Consider the following 25,998-nt stretch of genomic DNA (forward strand, 5'->3'; position numbering starts at 1 on the left):
CTATTGAATAATGTCAAGTTCTCCAAACCACTGTGATCTTAAGTAAAAAACATCGTTACCAAAACAGCTAAAGACGTAATGATTACTCCCTGAAGGAACCCAAGCCACGCATTCTGCTGGAAGTAGGACAACAGCGAGGCAAGTCCCAGTATATTAGCCAACGGCATAATGAATAAATCACCAACCACGTAAGCGATCATCGGATTTTGCCCGGACATAACAAGAAAGCGGCTACTTCGCACACATCTGAAATAATCACAAACAATACTTAAGAATAAGAGCCCAAGGAATGCCAGACCGGAAGTTACAAAGAAATAGCTAAAAGTGGCAGGATCTTTCTTGATACCTTCTTGAAAAGGTTCAGAACATAGCCCCAAAAGGAGAAAGATATGCTCCGGCATTAAACAGCTTTTTCCATAACAAAGCGATTCCTTCTGTCGGACGTAAGAAAACCAATTTGCCAATCAATAACAGCACAAGTGTCGCTAATAAATTCACTGTCACCATACGGGTATAAAGCCCATAGAGATTGAATACAATAATCACCATAGTCAATATCAGTAGCGCAATTCCTATCTTACGGTATTGTGGTGAAGCCGGCTGTTCGGTATCCTTTCGGCCCTTCATCCATTCCATCAAATACTCACCGGCAATGCTGCCGGAATTACAATAAACAGATATTTCAGATAATCAAACCGATACATCCAAGGCAAAGGAGTATAATTGAATATCACCTGTGTCCAGGAACCTTCGACAGTACTTCCCAAAATGACAGCCATCAGCAGCAATAAAACTCCCAAACGCAACCATCGGTTATGCATCGTAAAAATGTAGAGGGCAGAACCGAAGATGGCCATATTGGCTAACAACAGAATAATCACATTACTAAAATACAGGCTGAACGTTCTTCCATCGGCATAAGAAGTAGTAAGCATCATGATTACCGCAATTCCGTATGCGGCTATCTTTATGCCGGTATGTGCCAGTCCGGCATTTTCAAAGGAATGCGCATGAACATCGGAAACAGAACCGCAAAGCAAAGAATAGCCAGTAACCAGGATCTGATGTCCTGCGGAGAACTGAGCACATACGGATAAAAATGCTGAATGAAGATGGCAAAGAAAGTCAGTTGTACTCCACGTTTCACCGCTTCATAGACTAATTTCAGTTTAGAGTCACCTTTCTCTGCACGCTTACCTATGGAAAAGGGAAAGCTGCTCCCATTGCAAACAGGAAGAAAGGAAAAACAAGGTCTACCCATGTAATGCCGGGCAAAGAAGGATTGAATATATGATCGGGCGGCGCGTCTGCGCATGACTCATCCAACCGGGGAGCACCTGCGTTACGATGGTAGCAGAAAGTACCATCGTAATAATCGCATATCCTCTCAAAGCGTCTAATGCATAGGCCCGGTTATTCATAAGGAGCCTCCTCTTTTCATTCCTTCCTCTACTTCCTTCCACAGATTTTTGGTAATGATATGTACGATGTCAAAATACCATTAATCCGTCCGAACGGCGAAGGTTCATCTCTATCGTTTCCGATAGTTTGCAGGGTTGTCATAGAACTGGTCCACCAGAATACCTCCCATAAATTTATTACCTTTCAATATCTGACGTAAATGCTGACATGAGCCTTCTACACAATACCACGTACCGGATTGAGCCTGCGAATCAGTTTCGTTCCAGATACTCCGATTCGTTTTTCTGTATTCCTCGATGTTATGTCCGTATAATAATTACCGGTAGCATAAAGGTCTATCAGCTCGGCATAGCCATAATTTTTATATTCGGGTGTTGCCCAGCTGAAATCTTTGCCCGGATCATATTCTTTGCTGGCAAAGTTTACGCCTACTTCATAATAAGATGGATACAGGCACCGGTGTACGTGCCGAAAGAAACGTCAGGGTTGGCAGCCTTGACTTCTTTACGGGCAAGCGCCATGAAATCAGTAATGTTTTTAGTTCGCCATTCCAGCCATTTCCGGAAATATTTCCTGGTTGCGTTATGTATTTCCCATCTGTATTTTTAGTCCAACGAAAAATATCTTCGGGGAAGTTTGCGACTTTTTTACCTATGGATTCTTCAAACTTCTCACGTGACAATAAAGAAAAATCAGCGGTTATTCCATCGTAACGTACCCGGTCGAGCATCAGACCGTCCAGGTCGGGATATTTGGTCACAACTTCTTTCAGAACATCCAGGATATGGGTACGATATTCTTCGTTCAAAGGATTGATCATGCACCATATTTATGCTTCTCTTCGGTGATTGGTATGATTCCTTTATCGGGAGTGTACACCATCGAAGCCCATTCCGGATGTCCGCTATATACCATTCCACGGTCAAAATAGTTGTGTCCGGCACAGAATACATTCAATGAGGCGTGTATCTCCAGCCCCAGTTCGTGCCCTTTTTTTGATAAAGTATCCCAGATAGTCAAAATCACCGGCTTTGGCTCCTTCCATTCTTTCATTTGCGGAGCATATTCACTTTTATATAAAACTTCCCTGTGATCGGACGAATGTCGACAACCGCATGTGTAAAGCCCAGCGATTTGATTTTTTCCAAGTAATAATCAATCGAATCTTTATGACTGAAGCGCTCAAAGTTTGCTTCGGCATCAATCCACATTAAGGCCGGTTTCTTTTTGATAACGATCCGGAAAGGAGAAGCCGGAAGCCCGGCATTATTGCATAATTCCCCTGCACATAATTCCGGAAACAGTAGCGGACTTCTATCGGGTCACTAACAGAATCATTCCATACTTTCACAGTAGATGTGCCATTGATGACCTCCGCCTTTGCAGGTCGGAATATACCATCGGAACCTACGATCTCAAAACCTTTCACATTCTGATTTTCCGGAGTCAGTCCTTCCTCTCCATATTCAAAGTCTATTTCTACGGCATTTCCCTGGATACGATAGGTCTTGTAGACTGGACCGGAATATTGGAATCCTTTTCGGCCGTAAGTCTGGGCCAGTGCCCAATAAGCTAACCGTTCTCCAACCTTAATCTTATAAGGTGAATGTATAAAGAGTTCGCTGCCTGCGTCTCCGGTGGTTACCATTCCCACTCCGGGAACTTCCTTCATCAGCTCCAACTGACATTGACGGAACCATGCCCAATCCAACTTGTCATTCCCTTCGGACTTCCAGGGAGCAATCTGGACATAATAAAATGGCATTTCAGCATTATGAAAGAAATTTCTCCATTGAGAAACCATGGCGGGAAAAAGCTTTTTATAAAGAGCAGGATCGGGAGTATTCGCCTCGCCCTGATACCAGATAACTCCTTTGACAGGGAATCCTTTCCATGGATTTACCATAGCGTTCCACAACAGGGTAGGCGTCCCGGCAGCCCATTCGAATTTATCCTGATTTGTATCCGGCAAGGTTACTTCGGAAAAATGAGATAAGGTTTCTTTGTCCATCCATGCTTCGATCTTTGACATACTCCAGGAGCAATGTATTAATCCTACAGGCACGTCCAAGGATTGTTGCAACAGATTGCCGAAGAAGTAAGCTGTTGCACTGAAATCGGCCACTTTTTCCGAAGATGCTTCACTCCATTGTCCGTCTATTCCTTCTTCTTTCAGAGTCGTGCTCCAATTGTTCTTTACGGTGTAAAGTCTTAATGGTCGTTTAGGATTAGCGGACACGATATAGGGCTGTGAACCATAGACCGGTTGTCCGCGGAACCCTTTTACCGGCATTTCCATATTCGACTGTCCGGAGCAGAACCAGACTTCACCGATCAGGATATTTTTTAAGGTCAGCTCTTCTCCGTCCGAAAAAGTAATGGTATATGGTCCGCCGGCTTCCGGAGTCGGAAGAGCCAGTGTCCATTGTCCGTTCCGGTCACATCTGCATAGATTTTCCGATGATTCCATGAAGCGGAAGCATATACACGTTTTCCGGGAGTAGCCTTTCCACGAAAAGTAACTTCTGCTTGTTGCTGCAACACCATGTTGTCTCCCCAAATGGAGGTCAAGGTTACTTTAGCTTCTGTTTTCAGAACAAGAACAAACTTATAAGTAGCCAAAAGTATCTGTTTCTGAGCATATGATTTTAGTTTATTGGTTTTCAATAGTTTGAGTATATACATTACCGAAACGGTCAGTCACCTTAATCTCTAGCCTTGCGTTTGGGCATGAGGAGTTGCATGAAAGAGATGCTCGGTGAGAACCGGAGATATCCAGTCATATTTCACCTTTTCCTTATCCGAACAGATGGCTTTTGCCATAGGATCATATCCCTTGTACTTTTGCATTTCGCCCATCCTTTGTCCATTTTCATACCATTCCACCTTCCAAAGATCATCCCAATTCCATACATTGGCTATAATATCAGAAGGATATTCATCCGACGATCCTGCCGGATAAGCATGAAACTGGTGTTCCAGCGGATAACCTGCGCTTTTATAAATCCACTTCAATTGATTTCCGTTCACTTCATATATACCGTAACCTCTGGGAGTTCCGTCTACATTGATATCCGCACGCCACCAAGTGCCACACACTGCTGCCGTATTATGCTCCATCAACGAATCATTGAAACAAACGTTCGTATTGAAATGGGTATGCCCGGAAATGATATGTGCATTATAGCCTTCCAAGAGTTTATATAGTGCGGCTGTATTCACTGTTTCATCTTGATCCAAAGTATTATATCTTAACTTTTTCTGAAGGCTGGAAGGAATGTGCATGACCACAAATACCAGCTTATCCTGGACACATACGAAAGGTCTTTTTCCAGCCATGCAAAAGTCCGTTCATCAATATATCCGATATACTGGTAGTCACGATTGACATAGAAACAATTGTCGAGTACAATGTAATGGGCTTTTCCTTTATTAAACGAATAGTAGATGGGGCCGAAATAACTTTCAAAAGTACGGTACGAGAACTCAAAAGTACGTCCTCCATAAGTCATGTCATGGTTGCCGATAGCACGATAAACGGGAAAGTCCAAAGTAGATACGGTATTAATGTAAGATGGATACAAAGAAGGGGTATCACCCACGATGTCTCCACAATCAATACCGAATATGTCTCTTTTTCCCGAATAAGGCTGTACATATTCTTTTATATCCTGCAGGAATCTGCCATAGGCTTTCACATCGTTTTCGGAAGTGACTTGCACATCAGCCTGCACCAGAAACAGATGATTCATATCATTTTGAGGATTCTTCATCAACTCAAAATTATATCCGTCTTGTTTATCCATCTCTATTTGTTGATAGAATAAAGGAATGGTCTTTTCTGTTTTCGGCAGATAACCGGAAGGCACGGACAAGTAAACAAACCGGGCATCTCTTTGAGGAGCAAGCACGTATTCGCCCGACTTATTAGTCAGAACGCAGTCGATTCCGTTCGTTACAACTACTCCTTGAAGTCCTTTCCCATGACAGGTTACCTTTCCACGAATAGTACCGGATAAATTTTGAGCCTGCAAGTTCAAACTCAAACTCATCAAAATGACAAGTTGTAATAAATATATTTTCATAGTTATCTATTGTTCTTTATACAAATAAGGCAATTCATTAACATTAAGTCTGAACCTTGCGGCTCAGACTTAGTGCTATGAATAGAAAGGAGAATACTTGTATTGAGTATATTCTCAGATTGAATTATCAACTTCCTATTTTTGAACGGACTCCAGATAGTTATCAAATCCTGTCTTGAAAGCGCTCCAATAGTCGTACATCTTGATATGACAGAGGTCGAATGCGAAGAAGCCGTCGCTATTGTTTATACATGCGTCGATGGCATCAGGTATTTTAGCGGCTTGTCCACCGTTAGTCCATCCGGTACCATTGCCTATGTCCGGACCTCCGGAGAAGGGAACGTCACCTTTCAGCAACTCGCGACCGTTTTTGCAAAATCCCTCCATTGTCCATTCGCCGCTACCATAAATCTTATCGACAGATGCATAAGCACCTAAGAATATATAATCCAGATGATCGGCATAACCATAGTTCTTATAATCTGCTGTAGCCCATTTAGGATAGTAAGCTGAGGTGTCATATTTAGGACTTGCCCAATTTACTCCCGAAGTATAATAACTGGAATACCATGCGCCTACATACACTCCAAAATTGATTTCTGAATTTACGGATTTTACTTTCTCACGTGCCTTGACGATAAAGTCGTGAATCACTTTTACACGAAATTCCAACCATTTCTTGAAATAGGCAGGCTGATCTGAAGGTATCTCATCTGTGCCTGGCGCCATAATGTCTTCCGGAAAATGAGCAACCGTTTCCCCAATGTACTCTTCAAACTTCTGTTTAGAAACAGCCGAGAAATCACTTTCCAAGCCATAATCGTCATAACGGCAACGGTCCAGAATTATTCCATCCAAGTCATATTTAGCTAGGTCACCCAGTAACTGCAAAACGAAGTTCTGCACATCATCGTTAGCCGGATTCAAAAATTTAGCTCCATAATCGGTCTCGTCATTCAACAAATCCATCGTATTTGTCAGACCGTCAGCGAGATTAGCCACACTTGCCCATTCCTTCTTCGAGTCATCACGGAACAGTATTCCATCTGATCCGAGGTTATAGGGACATAAGTAACCACCGACGAAAGTATTGACTGACGCATGTACTTTCAGCCCCTGACTTCTGGCTGCATCTATAAATGCCTGCAGGTAATCCCATGTTTCAGTACGTTCATAATATACATAACCCGAACTTCCCCACACATCCATTCGCTTCACCTGATCTACTGCAGTAGTGTTGAACAAAACATCTCCTGTAGTGGGACGCACGTCAACAATGATATCAGTAAACCCTGCGTTTTTTACTTTCACCATATCTGTGGCGATATTTTCCTTATTATTCGCATAATCCGGAAAATTAGCTGCCGCATCAATCCAGACATAGCGTGGCTTAACTTCTGTAACGTCCGGATTTTCCGGTTCTTCTGTTGAATTATCATTCCAGGGCCATCCGGGGATTCCATCAGAATCATCACTACATGAAGTGATAGTAACCATTCCGCAAAACGTCAATAATAATATTTTAAAAAGATTTCTCATATTATACATGTTTATTAATGTCAGTAACTCTTTTGAAACACATTAATTATTTGTCGATACAATCAAATTCATATCCTCCGATAATCTTACAGTTGTTGTCAACATAGTAAAGACGAAGTTTATATCCATCTGTAGTTGGAGCAAACAATACATCACCTGTTGCCGCTACACCATCTGCAGAACCGAACGAAGAAAGTGAAGGATTGAATGTCAAAGCGTCTGAAGTAGATACCGTACCGGTAAACGATCCGTCTGAGGTTACATCGTACATATATAAGTACGGAGTGCCTCCCCATTGCGGGAAGTGAGCCGTAGATACCAATACAAGATACTGCGCATTATTGAACGTTCTTGCATCCAGACAGTTATTATTCATTGCCCAGGAATTGCCATTGTCCGAATTGGATAAAGACTTGGACGCATTATTACTTGTTCCATTCACCCAATAAAGTACGTTAGGATCATAATAGGATAAGAAATAATCGCTTTGTGCAGTAGTTCCCTTGGTGACAACCTTGGTATTTGACACAGGAGATCCCCAATAGCCAACACCATTTACCGATACTACTTCAGGACTTCCCAATACACCGTCTGTTATAATCCAGCGAACAAATGTATTAGAACCGGACGAGGCTGTTCCGTCACACGTAGCAATGATAGCGGCATTTGTATTGATATCGCCCTGTACAGATACTTTGGTACCCATATCCAAACTTGTATTGTTGGTATAAGATATCAATAAAGTTGGAACTGTGGTTACAGAAGAAGTCTTATAGATAGAGAAGGATTTACCATTAGCTGCTTTTGTTGCCAACAATATGTTTCCTTTACTATCACTTGTCACACAACCTAAAGATGCAACACCTACGCTTCCCAAAGTCATATTGCCAATCTTACTTCCTGTAGAGGCATTATAATAGGTAGGAGCAGTAGAACCGTCCCCTAAGCAAACAACTAAATTATTGCCATTAACGGCCAGTGAAGGTGAGTTGGCTGAAGTCCAGGGCAAACCTATAACTCCCATATCCAATTTAAACAATTCTGTCTCACTGCCTTTTCTATACCCATAAGGGATCTTATCCGGTACTGCCTTCTGAACTGTGTACGTCTGCTTCGTCACTCCGTCGTGAGCGATGACCGTCAGTTCTACAGGTGAATTGAAGTCAAGCGCCTCTGTCTTAGGATCCGGCGACATTGTCGCATGAGAGGAAAGCGAATATTCTGCCAGACAGAAAGATAAATCTTCTGCAGAAATCAGAGATACCGTCTTATGCTCTTCGTCAATAATTCCACTAATATCTTCGGCCGGTATTGAGAAACTTAATAGCTGACATTTATTGGATTTCACTCTTTCACCCGTAATGCAGATTTGTTTCTTATATCCCTGCGCATCTGTATAAGTGAAGTAATTTTCTTTAGTCAAATCCAATATCGTCAGAACAGGGTCAATAGTACAGTTGGGAGCTAACTTTGCCTGAACCCTCATTGTTTTCATATATTCCGCCGTTTCATTTTCACTGTCTTCCGGATAAAACCATGGCATAGGAATCACATATTTATCTACAGACGCATCCGCAATTGTATAGACAACAGCTTCTTTGTCCACGTAAGGACCTGATGTAAAAAGTGCGGTCAAGCTTGTGATTCCCTGCCGTTCAGCAGTTGGAAGCACATATTCCGGATCTTGGCAGGAACTCATTAATGCCAATACTCCTAATAGTAAGTACTGTATATTCTTTTTCATAATTGTTTTCATTTTAGATTTATTGCCATTCTGCATATTGAGTTACAGCACCGTTATTGTCCAACTCCGCCTGTGGCATAGGGAAACGGTACATCTTAGTCGGGAAGTTACGATCTTTGTCATCACACTCTACATAAATGTAATTGAACGAGCCGTTTGCATTCTGTTCTATCTTAAGTCCATGAAGACGGATACCGGTGAATGCCGTTGCAGATAGTTTCCAGCGACGCATATCCCAATAATAGTGTCCTTCATAAGCTAATTCGACTTTACGTTCCTGACGAATCGCTTTCATCAGGTCTTCTCCACTCTTGTCCGAATAAGGCAAGCCGACTCTGTTACGAATGTCTTTGATGTCTTTATTGGCTTTATCGGCATAGCCACTCAAATGATAGCAAGCCTCGGCATGATTTAGTAACACTTCGGCATAACGAATTTCGGTCCATGGCTGTGTACTTGCCTGCACAGAAGTGAAACTATGAGTCTCATCCACCAGCTTACGCAAATAATAACCTGTGGTAGAACGTCCTTCTGGTTTGGCATCCGTTTTCCATGCAGCCCAACCATCAGTACCATTGACATAAGATGCGATCGTTCTGCCTTTCCACGTCGCACCATTATAAAGAATGGTTGCTTTGAAGCGTGGTTCAAGTTTATCGTATGGAGGAGTTGCCGTTGTTCCTTCTGCTGTATGCCAGGTACTCCAATCCGGAAAACCGCTACCGTCCGCATATTCATAAGATTCTACCATTTCTTGTGTCGGAGTTCCGAATCCTCCGGTCATTGAATTACCATCCAATGCTTTATCACCTCCGGGAGCCATATAGCCGTCAAAATCATGAGTCACAGTAGAACTCTTGTCATAGCAATATTGCAGAATAGCTTCCTGACTTCCTGCTTTAAATGCATTAGAATAATTCTCTTTTTCTTCCAGATTATATCCCATGCCCATCACTTCTTCGGCAGCGATCCGGGCATCATCCCATCTTTCTGCATAAAGCATTGCCCGTGACAGCATTGCATAAGCAGCTCCGCTAGTCAGACGTCCATTAGGGGTTTTATCAACCGGTAAATGTTCGCCCGCAAACTTCAGGTCCTCATATACAAAGTTCCATCCTTCTGCCTCGGAACTGACCGGCATATCCTTCTTTATATTATCCAGATCTTCGTCATATATGATTACTTCCTTATAACGTTTTATCAGGTCGGTATATAAATATCCTCTGAAGAAGCGCATTTCCGCTTCCAGCCGTTCTTGTTCCGTCTGACCAAATGAGGCGTACTTTTTCAGTTTATTGATACCTTCATTGACACGGCGTACATATTCATACATCGTCCCCCAATTGCCTAAATAAGTGCTGACATAACTTACTGTCAGAACGGATCCTCCATAAGCGATTTCGCTAGGTATCTGGCATTTAGACATATAGTTATAGGAACCGTATTTGAGTTGGTCTGTCAACGCTTCCGTCATGCCTGCCAGGCATTGTCCGTCACGATAAACTCCTAAATAATCGATATAACGGTAGAAATCGTTGACAGCTTGTTCGGCATATTCCAGTTTACTCCATACCAGTTTATCTGATGCTTTGTCCGTTGGTGTCATGTCCAGATAATCACTACATGAACCAAGCCCTAAAGAGGCTCCCAACAATATGATAATTATTAATTTTGTTTTCATAATAAATCTTTTAAAGGTTTAGAAAGTCAGAGTTATACCGCCCATGATTGTGCGTTGTTGAGGATAATATCCATTGTTCACTCCCGGAGATTCGGGGTCGATTCCATCGGGAAGACCGGAGATCGTGAATAAATTGGAACCTTCTACATAAATTCTAAGATTCTGAATTCCCACAGGGCTCATCCACTTTTTAGGGAATGTATAACCCAGCTGTGCCGATTTGAGACGAAGGTATCTGCCATTACGCAACCAGAAGGTAGAAGCTAATCCATTGTCTCCTCCATGTCCTTGATTTCCCAGAGTCAGACGTGGGAATGTTCCATTCGGATTTTCCGTGGTATACGCATTCTGAACCAGATATAAAGGTGAGTTGGCACCTTCTTTGAATGCCTGTGTCCAGACCGTATTGTCATCATAACCATTATAGTAAGTTCCGGTTAATGATACATCGAACAATGCGCCTCCGGTAAATTGCGCGCTTAAATCAAATCCGTTCCAGGCACAATTCAAGTTCAGACCATAAGTCAGTTCCGGACGATTGCCCCGTCCTACACGTGTTCTGTCATCTTCATCTATTTTGCCATCGCCATTTAAATCCTTATATTTGATGTCACCTACATTAGGACGGGTTCCATACCATGCGGAATTATCAATTTCTTCTTCCGAACGGAACAAACCTTCTGCCACCCATACAACTGAAGCGTCTACACTGCGACCTGTACGTTTTCTCCATTCTACAGTATTGGGACTATCCGGATAACGGAGATAGCGATTTCTTGCAAAAGTCAAGTTGAAACTGGCTCCGTAAGAAAATGGTTTCCCTGCCAGATTTAATTTATTACGATGACTCACTGTGATTTCAACTCCCTTGCTGTCTACCTTGTTATAGTTGGCATACGTATAATAATATCCTCCCATTGATGGCGGATAATCGCCTCCCATTGCTGTCAGAATATCATAGGTATAGTTATAGAATACATCAAATTCCATACCCAGTAAACCATTCCACATGGTAAAGTCGAAACCTGCATTGTAAGTTAACGTATTTTCCCACGTCAGAGTAGGATTCGCAATTACGGATGCACGCAGCGCCTGCATGACTTTTCCGTTCAGAATTGTCTGGTACGCATTTTTGTTACCGTCCATCAGGTTATAAGTACTAAGGAATGCATACGGACTCACATCGTCATTACCCAACAAACCGATAGATGCACGTATTTTCATATCATCCAGGAAAGTCAGATCGGACATAAAGTTTTCTTTAGATATTCTCCACGCTACTGATGCTGATGGGAAAAATGCCCAACGTTTTCCACTTACATTGCCCGCAAACTTATATGAACCGTCATATCGTCCTGTAAATTCTGCCAGATACTTATTGTCATAGTCGTATTTCAAACGAAAAACGTAACCAATGCTACGATTGGCATCACTATAGCCGGAAATGGGGGAGTCTGCCGGTTGTCCGAAACTCAGTTCCGGAAGTTCTGCAAAACTCATATTCTTATTATATCCGGAGAAACTGTTTTCTTTATAATCACGGATTTCCGCAAGTACCATGGCTTCTACATTATGCTTACCGAAAGAATTCGCATAATTGATGCTTCCCTGGCCTACCATTTGACGGGAACTGAATTGTCCTTCACCTAAATTTATTCCATTTGCAGTTCCACGAGGATCATCCGCTTTAGTCCAAGTCCAGTCTGTAGTGGAGGTCGGCATTTTATTGATATAAGTAGAATAAGGCGTATTCAGGTTTTTATTATGCGAGGTCTTGTAGTCATAAGCTCCGGTAACCTTTACACTTAATCCTTTTACCCAAGGCAGATTATATTGTAAAGAGAGGTTAGTCTGCAAATCAAAGCTATTAGTATGTTTGTAGCCGGATTCATAAATAGCTGCTAACGGGCTATTCGGTAAGCTTGTATTATTCTGTGTAGTAGCGGTATAAAGTCCATCATATTTTTCCGGTAAATACGGATGCATCATGATAGTCTGGTGAGCAACGGATAACCAACCTTGTTCTCCCAATGTGGAATTAGAATCTGTACCACCGGAGGCATATCCCGGAGTTTCACGTTTTCCTACATTTCCGGCAACTCCCAAACTTAACTGGAAATTCTTGGCCAGCTGAGTTTCAATGTTGGTTCTTAAGTTATACCTTCTATAAGTAAAGTTATCAATATTACCATCCTGTCCCAAATAGCCGACAGATGTGAAATAACGCATTTTGTCACTACCACCCTGTACAGTGATGTTATGCTTCTGATTGATACCTGTACCAAATACCTTATCAATATAATTGACATTATCCCACCCATCAGTAGGATCGCCGTTCAACATCGCTTCCACATTTGCTTTTGTGAATACCGGTGTATATTGCTTCATGTCCGTAATGCTTCCGTTAGCCAGCTTATCCATCATATCAGCCATATTATAATAATATGCAAACTGGGGACCATTCATAAACTGCGGAAAGTTTGCATTCATAGATGCTCCTATTGAACCGTTATATGTGATTCTTGACTTTCCTTCCTGTCCTCTCTTTGTTGTAACAATGATAACACCACCTGCGCCCTTCAAACCGTACACAGCCGCAGAAGCTCCATCTTTCAAGACAGATACACTCTCAATATCATTAGGATCAATGTCATTGATGGAACGAGGCATACCATCTACAATATAAGTAACATTGTAAATAGAACCACGAACCCGCAATACTGCTTGGTCATCACCCGGTTCTCCGGAGACCTGAACAGAAGAAATGCCCGGTAAACGTCCGCCTAACAAACTTGATACATTGGTTGCCGGTGCCTTTAACAGTTCGTCGCCTTTGACCGCAGAAACCGCTCCTGTCAGGGATTGTTTCTTTGCAGTACCATAACCAACAACAATCACTTCATCCAGAGATGCTACATCATCCTTCATCACCACATTGATCGTTTTCTGTCCGGCAACTTTTATATCTTGTTCCGCCATACCTACATATGTGAAAGACAATATATCTTTTGAAGTCGCCTGAATGCTGTATTTTCCATTAACATCTGTAACTGTACCATTAGTAGTCCCCTTTACTACAACACTTACACCAGGTAGAGATTCTCCTGTCTCATCAGTAACAGTACCTTGCACCAAACTCTGTGCATGAGCATTGATAGCACATGCAAAAAGTGCGCATATTGAGAAAAGAAATATCTTCAATATGCGAGAGTTTTGCTTAATTTTTGAGTTAAACTCTGTCATAGAATTAATTTTTAGATTATTAATAAGATTGGTTAACATAATAATTCATTGTTTCTATAGCTGTTCCAATACTTTCCAGCATTGAAATAATCCCCTTGGTACATGAAAGCACCCTTTCCATTTACCACCTTTCAGCGGTAACAAAACTTCCCCTCTGCGATTCAGATATCCGTACCATTCCGGATATTCCGGATCTTTGAAGTGCGACCATGTGTAGTCATGCACTTTTTCAAACCATTCCAGACATTTCCTGTCTCCGGTCAGCTGATAACCTTTCAGCAATGAAATCAGAGATTCAATGTGCACCCACCAGAGTTTCTGATCCCATTCCAATTGCTGGGGAGGACAACCGTTACGGTCCATAAAGTAATAGATACCTCCATATTGCTTGTCCCAACCATAGTCGAGCATTGTCAGGGTTACATCTTTTGCTTTTTCTATCAATTCCGGACGATTCAGGCGTTTGCCCAAATCCATGATGAACCACATCGCTTCAATAGCATGGCCGGGAGTCACCTGACGACCTTCGAAGCAATCCATCAGATTACCGTCCATATCAACATTCTCAACAATGATACCACCCAACTCCGGACGATAAAAGACATCCATCACTTCATAGATACAGGTTTCCATCGTCTGTTCCAGATAACCGGGATCCAGCAGATGTTCGATCTCCAAAGCCAGATTACAGAGAATCATCGGGAGAGCGAAGTTCTTCAGATTACGAGTGCCCGGATGAAGCTTGTTCCACTTGCCTTTCGGATTATCAACCTTAGAAAGGATGATTTCAAAGGTCTTCTTTGCTATGTCCGCATACTCCTGATTTCCCGTAGCTAAACTCAGCTGTCCGAAGGCCATCGTGGCGAAAGTATATGAGAAAATATTGTATGGTTCTACCAGTGGTCTACCCGAACGGTCGAGTGAAAAGTACCAGTTATAATTTCCATCATGTCCGTATTTTTTCAAGAATTCACCACCCTGAACGGCACAATCCAACCATTCCTGTCGTTTTTCCACCTTGTTGTAAAGCATGGAGAACATCCATACCTCACGTCCCTGCAACCAGATGAACTTATCCGTATCGAAAACCTTCCCTTCACGGTCCAGGCAGCTGAAATAACCGCCGTATTCACCGTCCTGGGAGTGTTCGAGCCAGAATGGAAGGACATTGTCCAACAATTCATCCCGGTACTGATTCGCTAGTTTCTTAAAATCCATAATATTGTTTTTATTATAGATAGGTATAGGGTACACCGAAGGCGGAGAAACGTTTCTTGAATGGCCATGCAAAAAACGCCTGCGGCTTCTCTATACTTCTCAGTTGTTGTTAGTTTACTGTTATTAAGGTCTCTTTCTTTCTCCTACTGTTCCGACCGGGTCCAGTATCTTTCAATCTCTTCCAGTGACTTTCCCGTAGTCTCCGGCACGAGTTTCCATACGATGAGCATATACGGCACGCACATGACTGCGAACAGGAAGAATGTTCCGGCGGGGGTGAGATTCTGGAGCATCCAGGGGGTTAACTGTCCGATCAGGTACGTTCCTATCCACAGGGCAAATCCTGCGATGGACATCGCCAGCCCGCGTACCTTGGTGGGGTACATCTCCGAGAGGAGCACGAACACCACGGCACAGATGGAGACGGCACAGCAGAATACATAGAACAGGAAGAAAACGAGCAGGAAGAGGCTGGATACTCCCCAGGAATCACCGAAGAGGAAGTAAATGCCGATCAGCAGGAGGGAGACAACCATCCCCGAAACTCCGTAATAGACCAGTTGCTTGCGGCCGACCCTGTCGATGATCACAAGAGCAAGAACGGTGGTCAGAGTGTTGACTAGTCCTACGAGAACTTGGTAAAACAAAGAATCTCCTCCTGAAAGTCCTGCGTTTTCGAAAATAGAAGGGCCATAATAAAGTACAGCATTCACACCCATGAACTGTCCCAGAATAGCAATGCATACACCAATGATGACCGCTTTAAAAATTCCGGGTTTCATTAACATAGCCCATTCAGATTTTGTTTCAGACGTCAATACAGATTTCGTTTCTTTTAATTGACTTGTAGCCTCTGAAACTGAGTTATATATCTTTTCCAATATATTGACTGCTTTTTCTTCTTTACCTCTTACGATCAGCCAACGAGGACTCTCCGGAATAAAGAAGATAATGATGAAGAATAACACAGCCGGCAATGTTTCCATTCCCAACATTCCTCGCCAGACTTCAGTTACAAATATCTTATTCAACCAGTCCATACTTAACTGATTACCACTTTCAGCATAAGCCAGCAATTGATAGTTAATCAAATAAGCTCCTAAAAATCCAACTGTCACAGCCAATTGATATAAAGAAACCAAACGTCCTCTATATTGTGCCACAGCTACTTCAGATATATACAAAGGAGAAACAATCGACACAACCCCAATACCAACTCCACCGATAATACGATAGACTACCAATTGAGTGAAGTCTGCGGAGATCGCACAACCTAAAGCCGATGTAGAAAACAGAGTCGCTGAAATAATCATCGTCATTTTTCGTCCTAGCTTATCACTCAAGATACCGGCAAAAAGAACACCGACGATAGAACCTATTAAAGCACATCCCACATACCACCCCTGTTGCAACGTATCCAGTTGAAAAAGTTGAGTAACCTGAGCGATTGTTCCGGATATAACAGCAGTATCATATCCGAACAAAAATCCTCCCAAAGCTGCTACAACAGAAAGGAAAATAAGATAGCCAAAGTTAATTGTAGACTTCATATCACTCATTTAATTTCAAAATATTCTCTGTATCTATCGTATAAATGTCCAGCTTGCAAGTAAGCAGATTGAGGGCTCATAAAATGAGAAAATTCGAAAGTAATAGCCTTATCATACCCTGCACGTTTGGCAGCTTCCAACTTCATCCGAAGCTTATCAAATTTAATGGGTAGAAAACGGATAGGCATATCACGGTCAAAAGACTCGGCATTGGTCCAGCATTGCATGCCATACTTATCTGCTAATTTTTTATTTACAGTAAAGAACGCATCCAACTCATCATAATCGATATGTCCATCCTGAAAAGCACAAGCATCTACCACTTCATGAATTCCATCAAAAATTTCATTCCATTCTTTTTCGTGTTGTTGTACAGAAACCGCATCTTCTCTTGTCAGTTTCCCTGTTCCCATAATAGCCTTTTTGCCATCAATCCACGGAGAGATAAAAGTCGGGAGTCCGTTCGATACATCTTTACATTGCTTTCCCATAGCGCGGAAAGCATCAATAGCCCCTTTCGTGGCGCGGCTAATCTCGCCGCTGATGTACCAGCCTCCAAAACTTTTATACTTCTCTCCGTACATCTTCCAAACCTCATCAATCACATACTTGTTATCCTCAATCTCCCAACTTAAATCACCTGTATCCCAATACCGTCCTGAATCATACAAACCAAAATAAAATTTCATGTTATACTTCTCCGCCAGACGCAAATACATATCTACCAAATCAACCGACGGCATATAGCATCCTTTTTTCAGCAAATAGGGTGAAGGGTAAGTCATAAACTTACGATAACCGGAACGAATCATAATCACTGTATCGATACCGATTCTTTTCATATGCTGAAAATCCAGATCCCATTCTTTCTCCCCCCAGTTCTGATGAGGAATATCATGAGATATTTCATCCAAAAAAGTTCCTGTAATTTTTAAGCCATTATTTTTGGGAACAATCAATTTGCTTTCCAAATCGCCAGCCTTGATCTTCGGGGAGAGTTCCCCTCTCCCCTCTCCGTCAGCTGCAAATAATGAAGGGGCAACCAAAGCGGAAGCTCCGGCCAAAGCTGCCTTCTTTAAGAAATCTCTACGATTATTAGTTTCCATAGTTTTAATTTTTTGTTTTTACTTGGATATATGTTAACCTATTGAATATACTTACCAGTGATATCGATCTGTTTTTTATTGAAAGGATCCAATACCTGATCAATCATTACAGCCATCTCCCCTCTCAAAATATTCCGTTTCAAATCCGGTTCTTGCATTCCGTATGCTTTCCAAAGCGCTTGCGGGTCAACAGTAGTATTTAGTTTTTCCGTTTCTACTATCTTCTGAACAAGTTGAACTGCCTCCTCAATACTTAATTTATCCGCTCCTGTTTTTGTGAATTCATCTTTGGCAGCCGGATACACTTCAAACAGACCATCCAGTTCTGACGCCAGCAATACCGTATCCGCTCTCAACCAAGTCTGATTGGACCAATCCACATTCTTACCGACTCCTTTCAGAATCCCCGTAGAGCCAATCCGCTGATAAGAAGCAAACTTCGCATCCGAGACAGGGACATCCAGATAAGGAAGCAAATATCCTTTAGCATCCAGAATAGCATTCTGAACATCACGAACGGAAATATCACTTATCTTCTGATTATTCTTCACAGCTAGTGCAGCCAGAGCTCCCGCCGCCTGACCGATCTGCAATACAACCGGCTGCAAACGAGTCGTTCCATTCATAATATTCGATACGGAAATAGATTTCTCTGCTACAATCAGCCCGTCCACCGCCTGGGGAATCAATGTACCTAACGGCAACCCATACGAAGGGATCGGATGAAAATACAGATTAGGCAACTCTTCATAACCATGATAACGAGTATGATGATGATCTACCGGATAATCGCCCACAGCAATACAAGTACGGTACAGCTTTTCATCCTGCGTATATGGATTGAGTGCATGATTCAAGTTAAAGCGGACTAATCCGTGAATTCTTCTGGACTCTCTATGATAAGGGATAAAGGGTAATTTATCCTCTGTCGGATATTCATCATCCGCCAATCCAAGTGTATTATATCCCAGCTCATGTTGCAGGAAGTAGACAAAGCACATCGTATAATGTTTCGCATATTCCAACGCTTTCAAGCGCTCTTCCGGAGTCATTTCAATCAGATTAATATAATAATCATTACCTTCTATCGGCCAATTAATCATATATTTATGATTCGGCAACCGCCCGTAGGTAATCATCATATCTTTAGACCAGACGCGATCCGGCTCTTTAGGAGTTATGCATACCGGACTGGCACAGGCACAGGCAAATTCTTTAGGATCGTATCCTTCAGGTTCCGGAATAGTCACATCCTTACCATAATCTTTTAATATGGCAACATAGGTAATATCCTGCACAATATTATTCTTCTTTTCCGGAGCGATATCCTCGTGCGTGTCATCTCTGCTTTCCATACCAATATCATACTTCACTCCACACATTTTTGCCACATCGCCCAATTCGGTGGCATCAATCATGATCTTCGCCCGAACCGTCTTCACACCTTGTCCTTCCACCTTCACTTTAGCAATCCACTCGTCTCCTGTTCTTTTTACTTCTTCAAGGCAAGCCTGTTTCCAGACTTTTAGATTATTTTCCGCCGCTACCATTTCGTGAAGAATCTTATTTCCAACTGACGGTTCAAACAATACATTGCTCACCCAACCCGTCTTCAAAGAATCTAGCCCACCATAATAATCAGACAATCTATTCTTAAATTCTCCCCAAAGTCCGGCAGGCAATCTGTAATTTCCATCCACAGCACTCACACCGGCAGAAGTCAGCATACCACCCAACCAGGTGCTTTCTTCGAGAATCAGCGTATTGGCTCCCATACGAGCAGACTGGATGCCGGATGTTACACCACTGGCACCTCCACCTATAATAAGTACATCTACCTTATCTTCCTCTGAGTGCATACAAGAAGAGTATGATACCACCAGAAATAGCCCACAGAGTATTTGGAATAAGTTTTTCATCATAATACGATTTGGTTACGGTACATCTTAATTAATATCACGGTACAAATATAGCTATATTTATTAAATAAACAATAGATAATAAAATATTTTATTAACAAAGTTGTTTTTTGCCTCTTTATTCATTAATAAGACTATAAATATGAAGCTATTCAGATACCAGTACCCTTATTACCTTATTATATAAGAAGATTTCAAATAACTATCAATGAGAGAATTCACTTCCTATAAGGAATCAGCACAGCATCATCTCAGATTCAATTCTAATTTTTTCATCAAGAACCTTATTAGTTAATAAAAAAATTAATTATCTTTGTAGATATTACAAAATATAAGAGACGTATGAACCAACAATTCTTGAAAGAAATAGAAATGGGCTCTAAAAATGCCCTCGTTAAAAAGAGGATCATTACACATTATATATATAATGGTAGTTCCACTATTCCCGATCTTTCAAAAGAACTAGATCTAAGCGTGCCCACAGTCACCAAGTTTATCGGTGAAATGTGTGAGGACGGATATATCAATGATTACGGAAAACTGGAAACCAGCGGTGGACGCCACCCGAATCTCTATGGATTGAATCCGGAATCCGGTTATTTTATAGGTGTAGACATCAAAAGATTTGCAGTCAATATCGGACTGATCAATTTTAAAGGTGATATGGTAGAGCTAAAAATGAATATCCCCTATAAATTTGAGAATTCGATAGAAGGGATGAACGAGTTGTGCAAACTCATTCTCAACTTCATCAAAAAGCTCCCTATTAATAAGGAGAAGATCTTAAATATCAATGTAAATGTATCGGGACGAGTAAATCCGGAATCCGGATATAGTTTTAGCCAGTTCAATTTTGAGGAACGCCCGTTGGCGGATGTCCTATCGGAAAAGCTGGGTCATAAAGTAACCATCGACAACGACACCCGTGCCATGACTTACGGAGAATATATGCAAGGGTGTGTAAAAGGAGAAAAAGATATTATTTTCGTCAACGTCAGCTGGGGAGTCGGCATCGGAATCATTATCGACGGCAAAGTCTACACAGGAAAATCCGGTTTCTCGGGAGAGTTCGGTCACGTCAATGCATACGACAATGAAATCATCTGCCATTGCGGCAAAAAAGGGTGTCTAGAAACAGAAGCATCCGGCTCTGCCCTTCATCGCATTCTTTTGGAGCGTATTAAAAGCGGAGAAAGCTCTATTCTTTCCACCCGAATATCCGGTGAAGAAGACCCCATCACGCTTGACGAAATCATCACAGCCGTCAACAAGGAAGATCTGCTTTGTATTGAAATTGTTGAAGAAATAGGGCAAAAGCTGGGAAAACAAATTGCAGGATTAATCAATATCTTCAATCCGGAACTGGTCATTATAGGCGGAACTTTATCTTTAACGGGAGATTATATCACCCAACCCATCAAAACAGCGGTACGTAAGTATTCACTCAATCTGGTCAACAAAGACTCTGCCATCATTACATCCAAATTGAAGGATAAAGCAGGTATTGTAGGCGCGTGTATGCTGGCACGCAGCAGAATGTTCGAAAGTTAAACTACCGTTACTTTATGCAAAGAGTTATGGTAAAGGAAGATTTTAAATTAAAGCTCAAAAAATATTCAGAATCCTTTTGTTTTCTCAAATAAAGCTGTAATTTTGCACGCCGTAAACGAGAAACAAACCGCCGCTATAGCTCAGTTGGTAGAGCAACGCATTCGTAACGCGTAGGTCGCCAGTTCAAGTCTGGCTAGCGGCTCTTGACAATAAAGCGCTAACTACAGAATAGTTAGCGCTTTTCTTATTAACCCCCAAAGCAAATCGCATGAAACGAGGTAAGAGCAGGAGATTATTTAAGAAAAAGAAGTCACATTCCAATCAAAGATTAGGGTGTATTATCGCTATCATCGTACTTATTCCCATTTGTTACGGGCTTTATCTGTATTATCAGCAATACAGTGTCCAGCACAGTAGCAAACCGCAGATAGAGACTTCCGTTTCCCTCCCCACTCCATCCGGCAAAGATTTAGAGATTCCCATTTCATTGATTCCCCGTCAGGAGCAGATCATTCGTCATAAAGGTTATACGGTTTCCTACAATAAAGATCTAAAGATTCCGAATTGGGTTTCTTACGAGCTGACCCGCCAGGAAACCAAAGGAAAAGAAAAGAGAGGTGACAACTTCATCGCCGATCCTTTAGTAAAAGGCGCCATTGCGACCAATGCGGATTATGCACGCTCAGGATATGACAAAGGACATATGGCACCGGCCGCCGACATGAAATGGAGTCCGGATGTCATGAAAGAATCCTTCTATTTCAGCAATATGTGTCCGCAGCATCCTCAGCTGAACAGAAGAGGCTGGAAAAATCTGGAAGAAAAAATAAGAGACTGGGCGGTAGCCGATAGTGCCATCATCATCATATGCGGCCCTATCATCGACAAGCCGTCCAAGACCATCGGAAAAAATAAGGTGGCAGTGCCCGAACGATTCTTCAAAGTAATCCTCTCTCCTTTTGTCAAACCGGCTCGTGGCATCGGGTTCTTATTCAACAACAGACAGGCGGTAGAGCCTCTTTCCACCTATGCGGTATCAATTGACAGCATCGAGAAACTTACCCATATGGACTTCTTCTCTCCCCTGCCCGATGAAATAGAAAATGCAGTAGAAGCCAATGCCGATTATTACCAGTGGCCACGCTAATAGTTGACAAAATCAGCCGAATTTCAACTATTCACCGTTGAAAGGAATCGCTCCTATCCAAAATCTTCCTATCTTTGACGCAATTTTTAAAGTTACGTCACAAGATGAAAAAGAAAACAAGAAATATCTTATTATCCGTTCTGACCGGAGCTCTCCTTCTTTGCGCCATTGCCGGAGGAACAGTCTATTATTATCTCTTTGCTCCTCAGTTTCATCCCTCCAAAACCGTCTATGTATATGTAGACCGGGATGACACGGCAGATTCAATCTACAATAAGATCAGACAAACCGGTCATGTCAACAAATTCACCGGATTTCAATGGATGGCAAAATATAGAAAATTCGACCAGAATATACATACCGGACGTTATGCCATCCGCCCCAACGAAAACGTATACCATGTATTCAGCCGCTTCTTCAGAGGTTATCAGGAACCGATGAATCTCACTATCGGAAGCGTACGGACACTAGACCGGCTGGCGCGAAGCATCGGCAAGCAACTGATGATCGACTCCGCCGAAATAGCCCGCCAACTATTCGATTCCGCTTTTCAGGCCGAAATGGGGTATACGCCGGTCACCATGCCCTGTCTTTTCATCCCCGAGACCTATCAGGTATATTGGGATATGAGTGTCGACGACTTCTTCAAACGTATGCAGACAGAACACAAACGATTCTGGAATGACGAACGTCTTGCCCAGGCAACCGCTATCGGCATGACACCGGAAGAAGTCTGCACCCTCGCCTCCATTGTTGAAGAAGAAACCAACAACAACGAAGAAAAGCCGATGGTAGCCGGACTATACATCAACCGCCTGCACACAGGTATGCCCCTGCAGGCAGACCCTACCATCAAGTTCGCTTTACAGGATTTCGGGCTGCGACGCATCACCAATGAGCATCTGAAAGTCAACTCTCCCTACAACACTTATATCAACAGCGGTTTACCTCCGGGACCTATCCGCATCCCCTCTAAAAAGGGCTTGGACAGTGTATTAAACTACACGAAACACAATTACATTTACATGTGTGCGAAAGAAGATTTTTCAGGTACTCACAATTTCGCATCCAATTATGCCGACCACATGGCAAATGCAAGAAAATATTGGAAAGCACTTAATGAAAGAAAGATTTTCAAGTAATTTTGTGATAAAACGAGCCAAAAAGGCTATCTTTGCCCGATATAATAACAAACTGTGATCAACACTAATAAAGGAAATATATGAGCAAGCAACTCTTACTTGGCGATGAAGCCATTGCACAAGCTGCACTGGATGCCGGACTTTCAGGTGTATATGCCTACCCCGGTACTCCTTCAACTGAGATTACTGAATATATCCAAATGGCGCCTATAACCACTGAGCAGAACATACATAATCGTTGGTGTGCCAACGAAAAAACTGCCATGGAAGCCGCACTGGGTATGTCATTTGTAGGCAAACGCGCCTTAGTGTGCATGAAGCATGTAGGCATGAATGTGGCTGCAGACTGTTTCGTCAATTCTGCCATCACGGGTGTGAAGGGAGGACTGATTGTGATAGCGGCAGACGACCCCAGCATGCACTCTTCACAGAATGAACAGGACAGCCGCTTCTACGGAGACTTCTCCCTGATACCGATGTACGAGCCCAGCAACCAGCAGGAAGCATATGACATGGTATACAACGGATTCGAATTCTCTGAGAAAACAGGCGAACCGATCTTAATGCGTATGGTCACCCGCCTCGCACACTCCCGTTCCGGAGTAGAGCGCAAAGAGCAGAAGCCACAGAACAGCATTTCATTCAGTGAAGATCCCCGTCAGTTTATCCTGTTGCCGGGAAATGCCCGCAAACGCTATAAAGTATTGCTTGCCCGCCAGGACGAATTCATCAAAGCTTCCGAGGAATCTCCTTACAACAAATACATAGACGGCCCTAACAAAAAACTGGGAATCGTCGTCTTGCGGTATCGGCTACAATTATCTGATGGGAAAACTATCCGGAAGGTTGTGAATACCCGGTACTTAAGATCGGCCAGTATCCATTGCCTAAAAAGCAATTGCTGCAATTGGTTGAATCCTGCGACGAGATTCTGGTACTGGAAGACGGACAGCCATTCGTTGAAAAACATCTGAAAGGCTATCTGGGCATTGGTATCAAAGTAAAAGGACGTCTGGACGGCACACTGTCACAAGACGGAGAATTAAATCCAGACTCTGTAGCACGCGCGGTCGGCAAAGAAAACAAATCGGAATTCGGCGTCCCTTCTGTAGTCGAAATGCGTCCTCCCGCACTGTGTGAAGGATGCGGACACCGTGATATGTACGTCACACTGACAGAAGTACTCAAAGAAGAATATCCTTCCCATAAAGTATTCAGCGACATCGGTTGCTATACGCTGGGAGCCAACGCTCCGTTCAACGCCATCAATTCATGCGTAGACATGGGAGCTTCCATCACAATGGCGAAGGTGCGGCCGACGGAGGCCTTCATCCGTCCGTAGCTGTAATCGGTGACTCTACATTTACTCACTCCGGAATGACAGGTTTGCTGGATTGCGTCAACGAAAATGCCAATGTCGTTATTGTCATTTCAGACAATGAGACAACAGCAATGACCGGTGGTCAGGACTCTGCGGGCACAGGACGTATTGAATCCATTGTATCGGTTTAGGAGTCGAACCTGCCCATATCCGTGTCGTTGTTCCATTGAAGAAGAACCACGAGGAAATGAGACAGATCATACGCGAAGAAATCGAATACAACGGTGTATCCGTTATCATCCCGCGCAGAGAGTGTATTCAAACATTAGCACGCAAAAAAGAAGTAAGTAAGCCATGAAAAAAGACATTATATTATCAGGAGTAGGTGGACAGGGTATTTTGTCATCGCTACAGTTTTGGTAAAGCTGCTTTGAAAGAAGGACTTTACATGAAGCAAGCAGAAGTACACGGATGAGCCAGCGTGGCGGAGACGTTCATCCAATCTCCGCATCAGCGACAAACCGATTGCTTCGGATCTGATACCATCCGGCAAATGCGACCTTATCATTTCGCTCGAACCGATGGAAGGTCTGCGCTATCTCCCCCTATTCAGTCCGGAAGGATGGCTGGTAACCAACGAAACTCCGTTTGTCAACATCCCCAATTATCCGAAGAAGACAAAGTAATGGCTGAAATCAACAAATTGCCGCATAAGATCGTACTGAACGTGGATAAAGTAGCCAAAAAAGTAGGTTCTGCACGGAGTTGCCAATATCGTTTTGCTGGGTGCAACCATTCCGTTTCCTCGCATCGATTACGAGAAAGTACAAGACAGTATCCGCGAAATCTTCCTGCGCAAAGGAGAAGCTATTGTCGAAATGAATCTTAAAGCATGGCTGCCGGCAAGGAAATTGCGGAAAAGCTAATGCAATAACTATCACAATCATGAGTACACAATACTGGGAAGAAGAAATTGAAATCATGAGTCGCGAGAAAGTTGCAGGAACTGCAACTTCAGCGACTTAAAAAAACGATTAACATAGCCGCAAACTCACCTTATTACAAAGAGGTTTTCAGCAAAAACGGCATCACCGGAGATAGTATCCGTCACTGGACGACATCCGCAAAATTCCTTTCACCACTAAATCGGATATGCGTGCCAACTATCCTTTCGGACTAGTGCTGGCAATATGAAAAGCGACGGTGTACGTATCCACTCTTCCAGTGGAACTACAGGAAACCCTACAGTCATCGTATACAACAATGACCTCGACTCATGGGCAAATCTGGTAGCCCGTTGCCTTTACATGGTGGGGATCCGCAAGACAGA

At 42.7% G+C, this 25,998-nt stretch carries 16 protein-coding genes, 1 tRNA gene and 5 pseudogenes; 7 read left to right on the plus strand and 15 right to left on the minus strand.

What is annotated here, in order from left to right; genetic code table 11:
- Nucleotides 1–13 precede the first annotated feature (13 nt).
- From ACHLI0_RS23775 to ACHLI0_RS23845, 15 genes and pseudogenes are all read right to left on the minus strand, one after another.
- A pseudogene (locus ACHLI0_RS23775) lies at nucleotides 14–1,421 on the minus strand (DUF5009 domain-containing protein).
- Between the two features lie 217 nt (nucleotides 1,422–1,638).
- Complete coding sequence (locus tag ACHLI0_RS23780; protein ID WP_490750199.1) at nucleotides 1,639–1,875, minus strand: alpha amylase family protein; 237 nt, start codon at nucleotides 1,873–1,875, stop codon at nucleotides 1,639–1,641.
- Nucleotides 1,856–2,242, minus strand: a complete 387-nt coding sequence (locus ACHLI0_RS23785) for a hypothetical protein (RefSeq protein ID WP_490750195.1) — start codon at nucleotides 2,240–2,242, stop codon at nucleotides 1,856–1,858. The genes ACHLI0_RS23780 and ACHLI0_RS23785 overlap by 20 nt, the downstream gene beginning before the upstream one ends.
- Nucleotides 2,239–2,475, minus strand: coding sequence for a hypothetical protein (locus tag ACHLI0_RS23790; protein WP_490750196.1), 237 nt, complete (start codon nucleotides 2,473–2,475; stop codon nucleotides 2,239–2,241). The genes ACHLI0_RS23785 and ACHLI0_RS23790 overlap by 4 nt, the downstream gene beginning before the upstream one ends.
- Before the next feature lie 157 nt (nucleotides 2,476–2,632).
- On the minus strand, nucleotides 2,633–3,892 hold the full coding sequence (locus tag ACHLI0_RS23795; protein ID WP_490750197.1) for a sialate O-acetylesterase: 1,260 nt from the start codon (nucleotides 3,890–3,892) through the stop codon (nucleotides 2,633–2,635).
- Nucleotides 3,775–4,107: a hypothetical protein gene (locus ACHLI0_RS23800; RefSeq protein WP_490750198.1), complete on the minus strand. Its 333-nt coding sequence runs from the start codon at nucleotides 4,105–4,107 to the stop codon at nucleotides 3,775–3,777. Before ACHLI0_RS23800 ends, ACHLI0_RS23795 begins: the two co-directional genes overlap by 118 nt.
- Nucleotides 4,076–5,507 (minus strand): annotated as a pseudogene (locus ACHLI0_RS23805) (calcineurin-like phosphoesterase C-terminal domain-containing protein). The gene ACHLI0_RS23800 and the pseudogene ACHLI0_RS23805 overlap by 32 nt, the downstream one beginning before the upstream one ends.
- Nucleotides 5,508–5,642: 135 nt before the next feature.
- The gene (locus ACHLI0_RS23810; RefSeq protein WP_490748173.1) at nucleotides 5,643–7,046 is read right to left on the minus strand and encodes an alpha amylase family protein; all 1,404 of its coding nucleotides are present in this window, start codon (nucleotides 7,044–7,046) and stop codon (nucleotides 5,643–5,645) included.
- A gap of 46 nt (nucleotides 7,047–7,092) precedes the next feature.
- The gene (locus tag ACHLI0_RS23815) at nucleotides 7,093–8,790 is read right to left on the minus strand and encodes a DUF5018 family protein (RefSeq protein ID WP_490748174.1); all 1,698 of its coding nucleotides are present in this window, start codon (nucleotides 8,788–8,790) and stop codon (nucleotides 7,093–7,095) included.
- A 19-nt stretch (nucleotides 8,791–8,809) separates the two neighbouring features.
- Nucleotides 8,810–10,471 (minus strand): RagB/SusD family nutrient uptake outer membrane protein, encoded by a 1,662-nt coding sequence (locus ACHLI0_RS23820; RefSeq protein WP_490748175.1) that lies wholly within the window; start codon nucleotides 10,469–10,471, stop codon nucleotides 8,810–8,812.
- A gap of 18 nt (nucleotides 10,472–10,489) precedes the next feature.
- Nucleotides 10,490–13,714 carry a SusC/RagA family TonB-linked outer membrane protein gene (locus ACHLI0_RS23825; protein WP_490748176.1) on the minus strand — a complete coding sequence of 1,075 codons (3,225 nt, stop codon included), beginning with the start codon at nucleotides 13,712–13,714 and terminating at the stop codon, nucleotides 10,490–10,492.
- A gap of 54 nt (nucleotides 13,715–13,768) precedes the next feature.
- The gene (locus tag ACHLI0_RS23830) at nucleotides 13,769–14,932 is read right to left on the minus strand and encodes a n-acyl-d-glucosamine 2-epimerase (protein WP_347079075.1); all 1,164 of its coding nucleotides are present in this window, start codon (nucleotides 14,930–14,932) and stop codon (nucleotides 13,769–13,771) included.
- 143 nt (nucleotides 14,933–15,075) lie between these two features.
- Nucleotides 15,076–16,482 (minus strand): sugar porter family MFS transporter, encoded by a 1,407-nt coding sequence (locus ACHLI0_RS23835; protein ID WP_490750161.1) that lies wholly within the window; start codon nucleotides 16,480–16,482, stop codon nucleotides 15,076–15,078.
- Between the two features lie 5 nt (nucleotides 16,483–16,487).
- Nucleotides 16,488–17,588, minus strand: a complete 1,101-nt coding sequence (locus tag ACHLI0_RS23840) for a DUF4434 domain-containing protein (protein WP_016267840.1) — start codon at nucleotides 17,586–17,588, stop codon at nucleotides 16,488–16,490.
- Nucleotides 17,589–17,626: 38 nt separating this feature from the next.
- On the minus strand, nucleotides 17,627–19,507 hold the full coding sequence (locus tag ACHLI0_RS23845) for an FAD-dependent oxidoreductase (RefSeq protein WP_490750189.1): 1,881 nt from the start codon (nucleotides 19,505–19,507) through the stop codon (nucleotides 17,627–17,629).
- 342 nt (nucleotides 19,508–19,849) lie between these two features.
- Here ACHLI0_RS23845 and ACHLI0_RS23850 point away from each other — a divergent pair, with 342 nt between their 5' ends.
- From ACHLI0_RS23850 to ACHLI0_RS23880, 7 genes and pseudogenes are all read left to right on the plus strand, one after another.
- Nucleotides 19,850–21,058 carry an ROK family transcriptional regulator gene (locus ACHLI0_RS23850; RefSeq protein WP_008760710.1) on the plus strand — a complete coding sequence of 403 codons (1,209 nt, stop codon included), beginning with the start codon at nucleotides 19,850–19,852 and terminating at the stop codon, nucleotides 21,056–21,058.
- Nucleotides 21,059–21,187: 129 nt separating this feature from the next.
- A tRNA-Thr gene (locus ACHLI0_RS23855) sits at nucleotides 21,188–21,260 on the plus strand.
- A gap of 66 nt (nucleotides 21,261–21,326) precedes the next feature.
- A complete protein-coding gene (locus ACHLI0_RS23860; RefSeq protein WP_016267842.1) occupies nucleotides 21,327–22,205 on the plus strand; it encodes a DNA/RNA non-specific endonuclease in 879 nt (292 codons plus the stop codon).
- A 104-nt stretch (nucleotides 22,206–22,309) separates the two neighbouring features.
- Nucleotides 22,310–23,347, plus strand: coding sequence for an endolytic transglycosylase MltG (mltG, locus tag ACHLI0_RS23865; RefSeq protein WP_008760708.1), 1,038 nt, complete (start codon nucleotides 22,310–22,312; stop codon nucleotides 23,345–23,347).
- 80 nt (nucleotides 23,348–23,427) lie between these two features.
- A pseudogene (locus ACHLI0_RS23870) lies at nucleotides 23,428–25,026 on the plus strand (thiamine pyrophosphate-dependent enzyme).
- A pseudogene (locus ACHLI0_RS23875) lies at nucleotides 25,023–25,602 on the plus strand (indolepyruvate oxidoreductase subunit beta). Before ACHLI0_RS23870 ends, ACHLI0_RS23875 begins: the two co-directional pseudogenes overlap by 4 nt.
- A gap of 11 nt (nucleotides 25,603–25,613) precedes the next feature.
- Nucleotides 25,614–25,998, plus strand: a pseudogene (locus tag ACHLI0_RS23880) (phenylacetate--CoA ligase); the annotation flags it as partial.

This window comes from Bacteroides sp. RCH18 (assembly GCF_058231005.1).